Below are 15,056 nucleotides of genomic sequence, written 5' to 3' on the forward strand. Positions count from 1 at the left end.
GCTTACTGAGACGGCTGACGTCGGAAACGATTCGGAGTACTGGCAGGGGAAGGTGTTCGCAGCTAGCTCCCCTGTCTACGTCTACGCCGGCCAGTACCAGCCCGAAGCGATGGCGGCGCTCAGAGCAGCGGAGACTCCCACCTACGTCGCGATTGTCGGCAAGATTCGAACCTACGAATCGGGAGACAGGGTCAACGTCGCCATCGAGCCTGAGTCGATCACCGAGGTTGATGAGTCGACTCGGGAAGCCTGGGTAGCTGAAGCGGCAGCTCAGACCAGTGACCGAATCGAGGCATTCGAGGCTGGCGAGGCCTCCTTCGGTGCGCAAGCACAGGACGAGTACGGTGAGAGCCTCAGTGAGCTTCGAGAGGCCGTCGTCGCCATCGAGGATGGCAACTCTGACGACAGCGAAGAATAGTCGCAGTCGTTCAGAATCTGCTACTTCTTCTCCCCTCAGCTATATGGAATCTCTGTGTGAACTCCTTCTATGCTCGTCCCTGAGGAGTACATCGTTGAGGAGATCGAGATCGACGAGCGAGAGTTAGAGCGGGACCCTCCGGGGGTTCACCTACGATATAATCATACGGAGCCGTCCGTCATCAGCGATGGCGTCGATTTTATCGCCGTCATCGCTCAGGGTGACGACGAGTACCGGATCGACTACTGGGGATACGCCTTCGGCCGGATGTATCTCACTCCAGAGGGTGTCCAAGAACTCGGTCAGCGACTCGCCTACGAGGAAGACGAGATCCCTTCGTGGACACTCGACCCCGAGACCGTCGATGCTAACGACCCGCCATGGTGGTTGCCCGATGACACCGCTATCGATCCCACCGTTGCGTGTGAACACTGTGAGGAGATCGTTTCGGTGCGAGAGGTCGTCACTCCACGGCAGCCGCCGGTGGGCATGGATGGGACTGTCTTCTGTCGTGATTGCTGGGAACAGCATTGACTAACCGAAGTCACTGAGCCGCTAGATGGGGCAGGAAAGCGAACGACCACTCCATAGTTACCCCACGTAATCGAATAGCCTACGTTCTTGTGGGGTAACTCTACTTTCTTCAATTGCTCCGGTTCAGGTGTTCGGAAAGAGGGGTTAGGATTCTAAGTCTCAGAGAGACTTCTTGTGCTACTTGGTTCTACGTCGTTCTCTTCACCTGCTGTTTCGTCGCTGTCTCCGACGCAGTCGAACGATTCTGCGCAACTACTTCGACGTTATCCTGCGCGAGCCACCAGTCGGGCATCCAGTCCGCGATCGGGAACACCCAGCTTTCGGATCCTCGCCAGTACGCGATTGGATTCCTCGGCACGGCTGTTCCGCTGATCGAGGGCTTCGATTTCCGGTGTGGTCTCGTTCGTCGTGACTCTACGGATTCGGTCTGCTGTGGCGTCGACGCTGATTCGTCGTCCGAATCGTCAGTCGCCTGTTCGAGAATCGAGATTTCGCTATCGCGTCGAGTCTCGAACGTTGCTTCGTTCCCGTACCAGCCCTTGTGGACGTTCTCGACACGCACGAGGTCACCGACCGCCAGTTCGGGGAACCGGTGTGATCGGATGAGTGTGCGGCCACCGAAGTCCGTCGGGTCTGGCGTCGGGCGCGTCTCGTCCCATTCAGACTTCTTCCAGATAGCGAAACGAATCGTCCCGGTCTCGTCCTGAAGGACGCCGGCCTGCTTGATTCCGGGGTGAGTGTTCTCGAAGAGGATCGAAACACGACCCTGCGTGGAGAACCTCCCCTTCGTCTGTGTAGTCGACATATATCGGATGTTGCCGATCTTCTGGACGTTCTGGGGATCGTTCGCTTCGTCTTCGGCCTGTCTGAGCAGCGCATTCGTCGGCTCGACGCCGCGGTTGACACGCTTCGCGAGCGCGAGTGCGAGCGTCAGCGGACTCTTGCGCACCTCGTAAACCTTCTCGAAGTCGTCACTCAGGAGTCGGTGCGCCATCGCACAGACCTCCTCGTGTTCGTCGGGGTCCAGCTCGAGCAACGGGCGAAGGCGGTCCTTGTGGGCCTGCTTCGCTCGTTTCTCTCGGGCTTCGGCGAGTTCAACCGCAGTGGGCCGAGTCGCAGCGAGTTCGTCGAATCGGTTGTTCAGCCACTTCGCGTGACCGACTAGCTCGACGTCGTCGCTCAGCTCGCCAGGGTGGCAGATGCCATCCGTGACTTTCCGTTTCTCGGCCTCCAATGCGAGTGATCGCTCGATAGCCTCCAGAGAGCTGCCTGCGAACTGCTCGGGCTCCGTGACCAGGTCACCGAGACGGACGTATTCGCCATCGGGGAGCAAGACCTCCAGATCGGCGGTCTCGAGTCCCGTGGTTGTCCCCGTCCGCTCAGCGTGGTCGTGGGTCTCTGTGTCGTCCGGGCGGTCGTACGCTTGCAGTCGGCTTTCGGCCGAATCGTGTGCGGGCGAATTTGAGTGGCGGCCAGTGGTCGTCACTCGGTGGTCGACAGCCTTCGAAGTGGGCGTCGACGGCGTTTGTGCAGTCGTGCGGCCGGCGGATTCGTCGAGGCCACTGGCGACACCAACGACTTGTTCGCCGGTCGGATCGACGAATTTTGAGCTGGCGTTACCAGGGTGCCACGATGCGAGATCGCCTGCTGAATCGGGCTCGATGAGCGCATCAGCGGGCTGGCCGTTCGCGTTCGTTCGGGCTCTCATGAGCTGTCCTCGTTCTGGGACGATGGGGTAGCCATCAGACGTGTACCCGTACAGTCCATCAACGGGTTCTGCACGCGTCCCGAAGTCAGTCTTCGCTGCCGTCCGCTCTGTGTAGACGTCACCGTCCTCGAGCTGTTCCGTCGCAACCTCGGGGTCGGTTCGGGAGTCAGCGTCGGATGGGGCGTCCATGAGCGCCCAGAGGAGTCCTGCCAGTCTTGCAACCAGCCGAGTTCTCGTCGTGGGGTCAGTGGTGGAGCGGCGCTGCTCCTGGTCCTCCCGGTAGGTCCGGAAGTAGGGAGAGCGACCGTCTTCAGTCCGCGTCGTTGCGGTCCCATGTCGTTCGTTCGTCTGCTTCGTCGCCGCTATCGTCGCCGATAGGTTCTTATCCTCAGTGTTGCTACTGTTCATTGCAATTCCCTAGATTGCAGGTGAGGCTTCTGGCCTCACACTCTACACTGCATAGCGGAGCATATGTATATCGCCGATAGAGACTTCAAATTCGGTTTTTTCGAAGGAATACCCACATACCTCCCACACCCCGGTTGGTGTTCGAACGACAGGCTGGTGTCTCTTCATAGTGAAATAGCCCAAGTGCATCCTCTTTCCTGATTTTATCGACCCCGAAAGGGGTGAGGAATAGGAAATGCACATGCTCATCAGAGTTCTCGTTCCGGCGGTCGATAGCTCAGGGCAGTTAGTACGGCTCGGTACGCACTCGACCGATTGATTGGAATCGGTGACGGAGCGTCGACGGTGTTCGACTACTACAAAACCCTAGATGAATCGACGGCTCGGTATCGAGACCATCCCCGCTACGATGGCCTTGATCCAGCGCTACCCCTGCAGTCAGAGACGGGTAGACAACTCCTCGAAGACGCCGTTGAGGCACAAGAAGCGTGGTTCCGTGAGACACTCGACAAGCTACGAGTGAAACTCGAGTCTCTCGATTGTGAGTCCGTCATGGACGACGTCGACCTTACTCGGTTCGATCGTTATCGACTCGGCCAGTTCGCCGGGCCGCCTGTCTGGATCTACGACCAACACGGCGCTGGCCTTCGCTCTCGGTCAGCGGTCGAACAGCATCTCGATCACAACAGTGATGACGAGTTCTGGGTGGTTCCCGCTGATGTCCACTACTGAGCCTTCTATCCGGATTTTATCTTCGACGAATCGGTGTGGGTCGTGTACTTTGGCCTCACTGACTCCGGAGTTCTCCGCGGAGGCTCGATGAGCTTCTATGCGACCGTAGTCGGGTACATTGAGTACCGAAGCCAGGCGTTCCTCGATGCCGTACTCGACAAGCTACGGCATGGAGGCTGGCTCGACACGGAGAACCGATGGAGAACCGACGGTCGGTCTGGAGGACACAGCCACCTATCCTCAGTGGATTCCGAGAACCTACTCCTGGTTATTCCGTCGGACCTGTACCGAAACCTCGCCCGGATTTCGACCAGCCTGTTCGTCGGAGCAACCGACGGCGTCCTCGTGATCAGCTCCGTGGATGGGTGCTTCGATGCGTGGGTGGAACGACCACTTCCTGCAGCCGCTGCTCCAGATCCCACGACAGACGCGATTACGAGTATCGAAGCAGTCGATCTCGAAGCGTTTGCGCGAAAATACGATCTCGGTGTGAAACGGTTCGAAGCCTCGACTCCTGGCGAATACACAGCTTGGCAGAATCAGGTTCTCCGGGCATTCCACCGCGAATTCGACCAGGAACTTCCGCCTAACCTGACTGGCCCCGACTTCGAGTAATCCGCTTCCAGAGCTCCAATCGATCAACCATGTCTACAGATTCATCCAGCGTCGCGACGAAGCACACTGAACAGCCTGAAAGTACCGGTGTTGAGACTCCCGAACGCCTCCCTTCTACGATCGACCAGTGCCCCGAGTGTTCTGAGGTCAAGCTCAGACGAGACGGTACTGAGAGGTACTGTCCTGAGTGTGGGCTCGTCGTCGACGAGGAGTGTCTCGACTACGGACCTGAATGGACGCCATACGACGCCGAAGATCGACGTCGCGTTGGTGGGCCAGTGACGAATGCCCGGCACGACTGGGGCATCTCTGCAGAGATCGGTCGGTATCGCGATGCACGAGGGCAACAGCTTCCGGCCGCGAAACGCCGGAAACTGCACCGGCTTCGGCGATGGGACCGCCAAGCTCGATTCGAAGGGAAAGCTGAGCAGAACCTTGCACATGGGCTCTCGGAAGTCCGGCGAATCGTCGGTGCGCTCGACCTCCCCGAGAGCATCTGTATGCAGGCGTGCGCCCTCCATCGGACTGCTGCGACCGAGGACCTCATCCGTGGTCGCTCGATCGAAGCAATGGCGGCTGCCGGCGTGTATGCAGCCTGTCGATGTTCGGGACTCCCTCGGACAATCGACGAGGTCGGAGAGGTGTCGACTGTCTCCAGAGAGCGGGTCAGCAACGCGTACAGCGTGTTGAATCACGAACTCAATCTCCCGGCCGTTCCGATGGCTCCCGTTCAGTATGTTCCACGATTCGCATCGGACCTCGATCTCTCACGAGAAGTGCGCCAACGCGCCCTGAAGTTGGCCCGAGAAGCGTCCGAAGCCGGTCTCGGGAACGGCTGTCGACCAACCGGCGTTGCCGCTGCCTGCATCTATGAGGCTGCTCGGGAGGGTGACGAGAAAGTCACCCAAACGAGTCTCGCTGAACTCGCGAATGTCTCCGCTATGACGCTCCGTGAGCAGTGGAAGAAACTCCAATCGATGCTCGAACGTCCAGCGGAGTCTGGACTGGAGGTACAGAGATGACTTCTTGCGGTGAACGGTCGTCGCCGTCGGTCACCGATGCGGAGTGGACGATTGATTTCGAGCGGGCGGGATGGGCCCCAGGTGACGAATGTCCCAACTGTGGTCACGGGTCGGTTCATGCTATCGTTCGAGCAGGCGTACTCTTCCATGACGACGGAGGTTGGGAGTTCGACGAAACACTGGCTGTATACGAAGCGTTCTGTCCGTCCTGTGACTGGCTTCCGCCGGTTTCGATGTAGCACGATTCCGTCCGCAGCGGGGTAGACGATTCACAGCCAGTGTGTAAACAGAAATCCAGAAACATATTTATACGAATCGGCTCTATTATTTACAGAGATGCTGACGAAGGCCAGCCTTGCACTGCTAGACGCGCTTAGCGCTGGCCACGAGGCGACGCCAGACGAACTCGCGACCGAAACTGAGTATTCTCAGGACCATATCTACGACATCCTCGATGAGTTGCTCGAGGACGGCTTGCTCACCGAAGCCCGTGGTTCGAAGAACCGGCGTCTCGTCCGAGTGACTGACCATCCAGTCGTCGAGGCGTATCGAGATCTCCGTTCAAAGCTCGGGCACGTCGACTGGACTGAGATACTCTCACCAGCGACGCTGCGGGTGTGCTGGTACCTCGACGAACCACGTCGAGCGACCGAGATCGCAGAGCGACTCGACATCACCCGACAGGGCGTCCACAACGCGTTGTCACCGCTCAAGCACCGTGCGATGCTGTCGCCGTCTGGGCCCGAATACGCGCTAACTAATGACCTCTCGCCGCTGCTAAGGTTCGCACGAGAAGTCGTGACCCACGAACATCGCTCGCGAGCTCGAGCACTCGCTCCGAGTGCGACTGTCGAGTGGTGCGACCCGAAGCGAGCACTCGTTCGCGTCCAGACGTCCGAGGATACGACCGCACTAGAGTCGGCCGCTGAGTGGCGAGTGACTGGACTCGCACGATTCCAGGAGTACGGCTTGCAGTTCTTCCTCGCCGGTGAACCCGCGTTCTGGTACGCTCCGGATGAAGACCTCACGCCCTCGGAGGTCGTGTGCCACACCCTTGTCCTCGATAGCGGTTCGCGACGCGTCAGTTATTCGATGCTGCTGATCGAGAAACTGGATATCGACCAGGAAACCCTCATAGAAACGGCAACGTGGTACGACTTGGAGACAGCAGTGGCCGCGATGTACCGACCCCTTCACGGAGACTTCGAGGTCTCCGAGGACCTCCCGGTCTTCCTCCCAAGTGAATCAGAATTTACCGCTCTCAAAGAGCAATACGGTGTCTCATGACTGTGTTCAAAGGAGGAGATGCGATCAGAGCGTTCCTCGAAGAGTTCGACAGCTGGCTCTCGGAACCCGTAGACGTGTATCTCCTCGGCGGCTCGGCGATGACGGTTCGCGGACTGAAAGATCAGACCGAGGACATCGACCTTGCGCTGGGCGTCGTTTCCGAGTTCGAGCACGTCTACCAGGCGCTTCAGGCACAAGAGTTCACGGTGGTTGACGAGCCGACGGAGTCGTTCGAAGGGGTCGGGAAAACTGTCGAACTCCATCACGAAGACCGCGGGTTTCTGATCGATCTCTTCGAGCGGCAGGTCGTCGGGAAGGTATGGATCACCGAGCGAATGCATGACCGGGCCGAGGAATTCTGGGCCGGCGACCATGCGACGGCGTTCATCCTCTCGGACGAGGATATGTTCCTGTTGAAAGCGGTTTCGGGTGGTGATCTGGCGAGTGGCCGCCGGCGCGACATCGAGGACATGCGGAAGTACGCCCAGCGTGGCCTCGACTACGAGTCGATCCTAACCGAAATCGACGAACAGCGTCCGTTCAACACAGGTTCGACTGAAGCACGGCACATCCGCGACCGTTCTCATCCGCTGTTCACTATCGAGATGGCGGTCAATTCGCTATCGGGCCTTCCGAATACGTTCACTTCTCGTATCGCAGCGTTCGCGACAGAGTTCGAGGTTGAGTACACGGTCTTGGGTGCGATCGATGATGGAGTAACCGATGTGGAGAACATTCGAGACCGCGTCCTCTCGAACGTGAGAGCGCTTTCTGACGACCAAACGGACGCTGTTGACGATGCAATTGCTCGGTTAGTCGAAAAACAGATTCTAGAGCGGCACGGAGATGCTGTCCAGATCCAGTAATCCAGATTGCCATTCAAACGGATCGAAAAGGAAGAGACTAGCAGACCCCGAAACGCCTAACTGGGGTCCAATAAATTATCAATGAAAATGGGACAGTTCCTCAGTTCGTTCCAGATATCGGTCCCTGATATTCCTGCGAAAATCTACGAGATATCCGCCAAACTCCCAGATAATCCATACTCGGAGCTAGCTCACTTTGAGAACATCCTCTCGAATCGAACGTGGGGAGAAGCTCACCGTATCCGAGGAGGCGATGGCAACTGGTACATCGCAGTCTTCGGACACGAGCATGAACCCAAGGAGGTTGACGCCGACGGGATAACTCTAAGTCTGGAATACAAAACCACTCTCGACCCGGAAAACCCTCGTCATCGAGGTGCTATAGGTCAGGCTCTTCGGGATGGATTTGGATCATATCTCACGTCGGTCCTCGACTGTTGGGAGTACAACGAGCGGGGGAACTTCTACGAAGCCGATCCCATTCGAACTGTTCGAGGCGAAGATGCAGTCTACGAGATGTACCGCGGGATCCGGACTAGCATTGATTATCGATCTGGATTCGGCTTCATGCTCAGCCTCGACCCTACCCGAAAATTTGTCGACGAACGGACGTTGGCGGATCGCCTCGATGTCCAAGGAGAATCAGAGGTCATCAACCAGTTTGGGGACGGCCACCGCTATTTCTTCTTCGACCGTCCTGAACCACAACCGGTACGATTACACTCGGTTTCCGACGCCGTCGTCACTGACGAAACGATGAATATTGATGGAGAGCCGACTTCGGTTCTCTCTTTCGTCGAAAGCAACTACGGGAGTGAATGGGCTGGGAAAATCGATCCAAATGAACCCGTTGTCAAGTACAAGTATTCTCGAGGAAATCGAACATACGATGCCGCACCATCACTTCTGCGACTGATTCCCAATCAGGAAGAGGTGACGACACAGGCGTCGACGCTTGAGGCAGACGAACGCTGGGAAGAAGTCCAGGAGTGGATTCGTCCAGTTCACTATATCCGTCTCGGAGATCACGAAGCTGATGTCGCTGACACCCCAATTCGGGACGGCGTCGACACGTTCGGTTTTCCGGCGCTTAGCTTCGGAGACGATACGGTATTAGAAGTAGGTGCGTCTGATCTGACTAGCTCAGGAGACATAACCAGGGATGTCTGGGAGTATCGAACTCTTGACTATCTCGAAGAGTTCGGCCCGAAACGGAAGCCGATGGACGAACCCTGGGTTGCGGTGCTCCATACGGACTCTACTCGTCAAACAGCGTTCGATGCATTTGACGATATTCGATCCTATGTGAAACGGTACGCCGATCTTGATCTGAAAGAGCGGCCTGGCGGTGTGAGTTTCGAGAGTCGTTCTGAGTACGACCAGTGGAAAGAGGAGTTTGCTCCGAAGGTCACTGGTGCGTTCGCGTACTTGACCGGCGATAGCCAGACAGAATATTATGATGTGATCAACGCGGTGAATGGAAAGCCGGTCCAGCATATTCGTCACGAGAACTACCAGCAGGAGCGCAATCGAGATGAGAGTTATTCACTCAGGAATACGGCAACCGATCTAGCATCGAAACTCGGCGTACGCCCATTCCTGTTGGAGGAGGGATTACACGCAGATGTCATCATCGGATTGAGTGTAACTGGGGATCAGAGTACAACTGCTTGCTCTGTCACCGTCTCCGGGGAGTCAGGGGATGTCATCGACTGGACGAAACAACCACACGGCCGAGGAGACAGTACGGTAGACGATTTCGATCACGCCGAGAAGCTCATTGGCGACGGAATCGTCGAGGCAATTAATCAAAACGAGGGAACCGTCGACTCATTGGTTGTTCATCGGAATGGGACCTACGGCAATGAGGAAATCGCAGGTATCCAATCTGCCGTCGACAGCCTGAAAGAGGAAGGATACATTGACGACGACTTCAGTTGGAGTGCGGTTGAGCTACGAGATAGTACGTCATACCGAATCTATTCCGATGATACCGACTGTGCGTGCCGAACCGGGGCATATGCGGAAGTAGATGAATCTACGATGGTCTTAGCCCCGTCTGGAGGAGAATACACGTATCAGGGAACACCTCGTACCTTCCGGATTCAGGAACGAGCAGGAACTGAAGATATCGATATTACGGAGATCGGACAGGACGTATTCGACCTCTCGTTTTTGGTCTGGTGGTCGCCTGGTTCCAAGATCAGCGATCCAATCACGACCAGATATCCCGCGGAGATGCACGGCTTGTTCGAGAGCTGTCCCCAGCTCAGATTCCTGCCGAGCTAATTTTCATCTAGCCAGTACCTGTTCGCCTTTAGTCGAAATTCGAATTCAGGTACATTGGAAGGGTCAGACCCATTCTGAATGTGACTGCAGAGTTGTTCGAACTGGGTGTTCACACCTGCTGCATCTGAGATAACAGCATCGACCAATTCGTCGTCAGCCCATTCATCGTAAAATGGTCGCTTTGATTCCTCATAGCACTGCAGATGTTGAGTATACTCCTCTCGGATATCTTCTAATGGTTCCCGGAGCTGTTTTGGGAGATATTCGTCCGCGAGATCAGTAATGACGGTTACTCTGAGTGCGTCGGGGGGATGAAGAGTTTCGTCCTCTACCCCAACGTCACGCTGGATAAAGTAGGGGCTCCGGGAGAGGAGATGGTGGAGTTGGGCACATACATAGCTCGGACCAAATGCAAAGAAGCCAGCAACGTCGCAGAAGAGTTCACTGTACCAGTGTGACCAGTTCCCGTGAAAATCCCGTTCAGTTCTCTCATGATCCATTTGCCGTCGAAGTTCGCTAAACCGTTGATTGAACTCGTGAGATCGGGATGACCGCTGATCCAAGAGTGCGTGAGCAACTTCGTGTGCCAGGATTGGGGTCGTAGGGACGATACTTCGCCCGCGAGGGACGTATATCACGTAGAAATCGTCGTCGAGCAGTGGTAAGAGCGCGTAATTCTCGCGGATTACAGGGAAGCAGGTCACAGATAGACCGAACGCATCGGTGAGTTCCTCGCAAATCTCTTCGACGTGTTGAATCCTATCTGGCCAGCGATCTCGATGATGGGTGTATAGGTCGAGATGTGTTAGTACAAGTTCGAGGTCAGAGATGTCTGCCTCTGCCGAAATGACCTTTGAGAGGTACCGTTGATACAGCGCGTCGTTATCCGGATTTGCTTCTACGTCTGATCGACGGCTATCGATCTTCTCGAAAGCGCCTCGGATATTAGAAAAGTACTCGTCAAACGCATTGCTTATCGGGAGCTCTGAAAACCGCTCTGCCTCCTCCTGGAGATGCTCGAATCGGGCCTCTAAATCACTCTCGCGATGATCAATGATCCGAGTGGGCAACGTAATCTCGCAGTTGTTCTGCGTCTTGGTCAGTTGTTCGCGTCGCCAACTCTTCAACCAGTTCCAATGTCTCTATGACTTCGGTAAGGCCTTCCCGATATTCCAAATCTTCCTTTGTTCTCCCCAGAAGGTCCAAGTGCCGGTTTAGACGTTCAATCGCGTACTTGTTGATGTCGCCGTAATGCTCTCTCAATTGGCGAGCCAATGTGTATGCGAAGTTATCAGATTTCTCGGGATGCTCTAACGCATCACGAAGCGTCCTGAGAACAGCTTTCCCCGCTTCGAGATTATCACGGAGTTCGTCCGCACGCGTCCTTGTGACAGACCCGTCGCTCTGGAGAAGGGCGAGCGCATACAGGGCATCATCAGCTTGATCACTGATGTGGCGCCCTGTCTCGTAGCGCCGTTTGGACCTCCAGAGACTCATTCGATAATAATATTAGAAGGGGTGCTAAATCAGTTTTGCCCAGCACCCTCAACGAGGCATTCTAGTCTATTTGGCCGCTTACTTGTCCGAGAATACGGTTTCCGCTACTTTGACCTATGGGTTTGACTGTTTTAGCGCAAACCAGCTCTAGCCGACTCTCGTTTCGATTTTTATCGAACTCTGAAGAGAGTGAGGGAGACGAGAGAGACGTGAGCGTCTCTGTTCAGAATCGCTTCCTCTCGAAGACTCTACAACGAAACCCATGAGCACAGATTCATCCATAGAGGATCCCGATATCGACCCTCTCGAAGACGTAGAGGAAGAAAACGATCAATCCGGTCCAGTCACGTCCAATACTGACACTACTGACTCTGATTCCGTTCAGAACGAGCCGGGAGAGGAACCCGTTCAGTCTGGCCCACCGTCCTCGTTTCGGGCTATGATTCAGGCGAGTCCCCTAAAGGCTATCCTCAAAGCACTTCGTGCGAACGTCGACGAAGCCCGATTCAAGATCGACGAATCCGGGATCCGTGTTCGTGCAGTCGATCCCGCCAACGTCGCGATGGACGATCTCACTCTGAATGCCTCAGCATTCGAATCGTACGATGCTACCCCGGGTGTCCTCGGTCTCGACCTGGACCGCTTCGCCGATCCAGTGAACCTCGCAAAGAAAGACGATCTGGTCCAGTTCAGTCTCGATAGAGAGACACGCAAGCTGGTCGTCTTCGTCGACGGCATCGAGTTCCGAATGGCTTGCCTCGATCCAGCGACCATCAGAGCAGAGCCGACGCTTCCTGAGCTGGAACTGCCAGCGAGCGCTACGCTCGACCGCGACGTCCTCCAGCAAGGGATCAAAGCCGCAGACCTCGTGGCCGACCACGTCGGATTCCGGATGGACGCCGCCGATGAGGTCCTCAGAATCGAGGCAGAAGGCGATACCGACGCTGTCGACTTCCAGCTCGATGAGGAGGAACTCGACCAGGCCACGTTCGCTGAAGCCTCGTCGCTGTTCAGCCTCGACTACATGAAGAAGATTGTCCGAACTATTCCGAAGGGGGCTAGCGTCACAGTCGATTTCGGGAGTGAGTTCCCCATCATGCTCTCGTACGAGCTTGACGATGATGCAGGGTCGATGACCCGGATGCTGGCTCCCCGTATCGAGACGTAACCGCTCCCAGACGGCTTTCCACGTACTATGAAAACTAGCTACTCACAGTCGAAGTACCGAGCGCGGCGGTATCGCGGAGAACGCACACTTGGGGGCTGTCTCGTCTACGCCGGCGACGATCTCCTCGACAAACACCTGATGGTACATTCAGTGTCACCGGGCGGGTTCGATTGGGGTCCGGATGCGGCTCCAGAACGCGCTTGCCAACTCGCTATCGCCCTGCTCGCGTCCGCTCTCGGGGTCGAGGTCGCAATCGATGACTATCACCTGTTCGCAGAGAACTTCGTCAGGCGGGAACTGAGCGGTGATGAATGGTCGATTCGTCTGCAGGACCTCCGCGAGTCGAGCTTTCGTGAACAGTACCTTCACAGGGACTATCCGGACAACACCGCTCCACAACCGGACGACGTCGACATCGAAACAGTTGATCTGGACTCGATCAGTTACGCTGACGAACTTGCTCTGGTCCGACGATACGACGAGGTCCTCTGGAAGAAGGGAGATACCAGAGGGAACCTGCATCGACTTCAGGAAATCCGATTGGGGAACCGTGATCCTGCTGCCGAACCCCTGTCGAAGCAGTGGCTCTCAACGCATAGTCGACTGACTTCCGCTGCTGCCAAGCGGGCCATCGCTGAGGAGTTCGAGACGATGGGCGAGTTCGCAGCCTGGGCCTGCTACGCCACGACGCTCAGGACTGTCGACCACGTCGGCGAATCAACCGAGGAGAGCATCCGACGTCTTCGGTCAACGCTCATTCGCTGGTTCGGCGGTGAAGAGTACATCCCACGCTACGACAACGATCAAGAGACGCTCTTGAGTGAGGATCCTGGCGAAGATGAAGAGCAAACAGATACGACCGGAGATTCATCGGCATCCGCTCCGGGGTAGTGCCGGATGAGACAGCGCCGCCCCATTTTACCATCCTCAATCGGGTGAGGGGAAGACTCGTCGGGTGTCCACTACGACTGGCCTCGACTGTTCCCCATCTGATTCGCCATGTCGACACATACACAGTCAGAAGCGAGCCGCGAGCGAGAGCACTCCACGTCGAGCTCCAAGTCAGACGAGGATAACGACCAATCCGTCGCTGCATCCATGTCGGTCCTCGACCTCCTGGATCAGGAAGCAACGCACGCGTTTGCAGGGTTGACGTCGGCAGACGACGCGGATTATCCAGGCGGTGTTTCACCAGAAACGGGGTGTCTCGATCAGAATCCTCGTTCCCTGAAAGACGTTCTCAACGTCCTCCCTCAAGCGAGTTCAGGTGAACTCTGGGCCACAAACGAGTTCGTCGGTGTCGACGGGACCCTCGATGTCGAAGCTCTCCGCAACGTCGAGGGTCTGGATATCGATACGCTGGAGACGGCGACCGGTCAGTCCCTCTTGGAGATTGCTACAGACTCGTCGTCCGACCCGTTGGTTCGTGTCCGAGATCACAAGGATATCGTCGACGAACGTCGCAAGGCGCTGTGTGCGCTGGGCTTCGATGTCAAGTTCCGCTGGCAGATCGCCTCGGACCGATACTCTATCATCAATCCGCAAGAGGCGTACCTACCAATCGTGGGAGCACTCCAGCAACGAGGAGAAACCGGCGCGTTCGGCTGGGCAAGCTACCGCGACTGGGGTGGTCTCCTCAAGATGTTCGTCGTCTGTCCCGGTCTCGAACACACCGTCACGGCAAGTGAAGAACCTGAGATAGAAGAGGATATCGACGGCGTCACCAGCGTCTCTGGGACAACCGAATCAGATCTCGTCGTCTATGGGGGATTCGAGACCGGCTACGATTTCCGGGGGACACAGACGCTGTGGGCGAAACCAATCCTCTACTTCCCTGAGACCGGGACTATCGTCCCCGACACGGGCAAGCGGTACACTCGTCGTCACTACGGTCGGGCCACCGACGCCGACCACGAACGGGCGAACGACAGAGTTCCGATCAACGAGTGGTGGAAGGCGATCTACGACGACATCGCCAACCGCCTGGTGAAAATCGATCTGGCGATTCGCAGAACTCGAGCCATCGCCTACGACTTCGGCGAGCTTCCGTTCGATGCGGCTACCTGCTACCGGTACTGGGGCGTCGCCAACAGGTACGCCGAGGCCGCTGCGGACCGGGCCACGACGCTGGCGTCTCCATCGTCGCGACCAACCGTTTACAACCTCCAGCTCTCCTTGTTGATTGCACTCCTCGACGAATACGAAGGCTCCTGGGCATCGAATACCCACCAGGAGTACCTCGAGGTCGCTGGCGAACTGCTTCGAAAACCGGCGATGATGATTCAACTGGCGATGAAGGAACACGACCGGCAAACCGACGAACCCGAGGAACGTGTTCTGCCAGCCAGTCAGCAGACGCTCAGCGACGCGCTCGAAGACGTCATCGATATTCCTGGCATCGAGGTAGATACTGAAGCGAATCTCTCCGATTATAGAGCGCAGCGAGTCCAAGATATTGTACAGCAAAAGTTGAATGACCTCTAATAGACACAGCTACGCGATTATATACAAG

Annotated in this window: 12 protein-coding genes and 1 pseudogene; 10 read left to right on the top strand and 3 right to left on the bottom strand. The window is 56.5% G+C overall.

Annotated features, from left to right (window positions below):
• Positions 1 to 487: 487 nt before the first annotated feature.
• On the top strand, positions 488 to 952 hold the full coding sequence (locus tag ACV7JO_RS17835; protein ID WP_470356280.1) for a hypothetical protein: 465 nt from the start codon (positions 488 to 490) through the stop codon (positions 950 to 952).
• A gap of 187 nt (positions 953 to 1,139) precedes the next feature.
• Here ACV7JO_RS17835 and ACV7JO_RS17840 read toward each other — a convergent pair whose 3' ends face one another.
• A complete protein-coding gene (locus tag ACV7JO_RS17840) occupies positions 1,140 to 3,068 on the bottom strand; it encodes a single stranded DNA-binding domain-containing protein (protein ID WP_470356281.1) in 1,929 nt (642 codons plus the stop codon).
• A gap of 294 nt (positions 3,069 to 3,362) precedes the next feature.
• Here ACV7JO_RS17840 and ACV7JO_RS17845 point away from each other — a divergent pair.
• From ACV7JO_RS17845 to ACV7JO_RS17870, 6 genes and pseudogenes are all read left to right on the top strand, one after another.
• Positions 3,363 to 3,800: pseudogene (locus tag ACV7JO_RS17845) on the top strand (DUF7995 family protein); the annotation flags it as partial.
• Between the two features lie 87 nt (positions 3,801 to 3,887).
• Positions 3,888 to 4,415, top strand: coding sequence for a hypothetical protein (locus ACV7JO_RS17850; RefSeq protein WP_470356282.1), 528 nt, complete (start codon positions 3,888 to 3,890; stop codon positions 4,413 to 4,415).
• Positions 4,416 to 4,444: 29 nt separating this feature from the next.
• On the top strand, positions 4,445 to 5,437 hold the full coding sequence (locus ACV7JO_RS17855) for a transcription initiation factor IIB (RefSeq protein ID WP_470356283.1): 993 nt from the start codon (positions 4,445 to 4,447) through the stop codon (positions 5,435 to 5,437).
• Between the two features lie 336 nt (positions 5,438 to 5,773).
• A complete protein-coding gene (locus tag ACV7JO_RS17860; protein WP_470356284.1) occupies positions 5,774 to 6,724 on the top strand; it encodes a MarR family transcriptional regulator in 951 nt (316 codons plus the stop codon).
• Positions 6,721 to 7,590 carry a hypothetical protein gene (locus ACV7JO_RS17865; RefSeq protein WP_470356285.1) on the top strand — a complete coding sequence of 290 codons (870 nt, stop codon included), beginning with the start codon at positions 6,721 to 6,723 and terminating at the stop codon, positions 7,588 to 7,590. The genes ACV7JO_RS17860 and ACV7JO_RS17865 overlap by 4 nt, the downstream gene beginning before the upstream one ends.
• 87 nt (positions 7,591 to 7,677) lie before the next feature.
• On the top strand, positions 7,678 to 9,879 hold the full coding sequence (locus tag ACV7JO_RS17870) for an argonaute/piwi family protein (RefSeq protein ID WP_470356286.1): 2,202 nt from the start codon (positions 7,678 to 7,680) through the stop codon (positions 9,877 to 9,879).
• Here ACV7JO_RS17870 and ACV7JO_RS17875 read toward each other — a convergent pair.
• A complete protein-coding gene (locus ACV7JO_RS17875) occupies positions 9,876 to 10,949 on the bottom strand; it encodes a hypothetical protein (RefSeq protein WP_470356287.1) in 1,074 nt (357 codons plus the stop codon). The two genes, ACV7JO_RS17870 and ACV7JO_RS17875, sit on opposite strands and share 4 nt — an antisense overlap.
• Positions 10,930 to 11,376 carry a hypothetical protein gene (locus tag ACV7JO_RS17880; protein WP_254526133.1) on the bottom strand — a complete coding sequence of 149 codons (447 nt, stop codon included), beginning with the start codon at positions 11,374 to 11,376 and terminating at the stop codon, positions 10,930 to 10,932. The genes ACV7JO_RS17875 and ACV7JO_RS17880 overlap by 20 nt, the downstream gene beginning before the upstream one ends.
• Positions 11,377 to 11,638: 262 nt before the next feature.
• Between ACV7JO_RS17880 and ACV7JO_RS17885 the strand changes: the two genes are divergently transcribed.
• The 3 genes from ACV7JO_RS17885 to ACV7JO_RS17895 all read left to right on the top strand — a co-directional run bounded on the left by ACV7JO_RS17885 (position 11,639) and on the right by ACV7JO_RS17895 (position 15,028).
• Positions 11,639 to 12,544 carry a DNA polymerase sliding clamp gene (locus ACV7JO_RS17885; RefSeq protein ID WP_470356288.1) on the top strand — a complete coding sequence of 302 codons (906 nt, stop codon included), beginning with the start codon at positions 11,639 to 11,641 and terminating at the stop codon, positions 12,542 to 12,544.
• Positions 12,545 to 12,571: 27 nt separating this feature from the next.
• Positions 12,572 to 13,435, top strand: a complete 864-nt coding sequence (locus tag ACV7JO_RS17890; RefSeq protein ID WP_470356289.1) for a DUF6166 domain-containing protein — start codon at positions 12,572 to 12,574, stop codon at positions 13,433 to 13,435.
• Between the two features lie 207 nt (positions 13,436 to 13,642).
• Entirely contained in the window at positions 13,643 to 15,028 is a 1,386-nt protein-coding gene (locus ACV7JO_RS17895) for a hypothetical protein (protein WP_470356290.1), read from the top strand.
• Positions 15,029 to 15,056 lie beyond the last annotated feature (28 nt).

Source organism: Haloarcula sp. MBLA0138 (assembly GCF_055632455.1).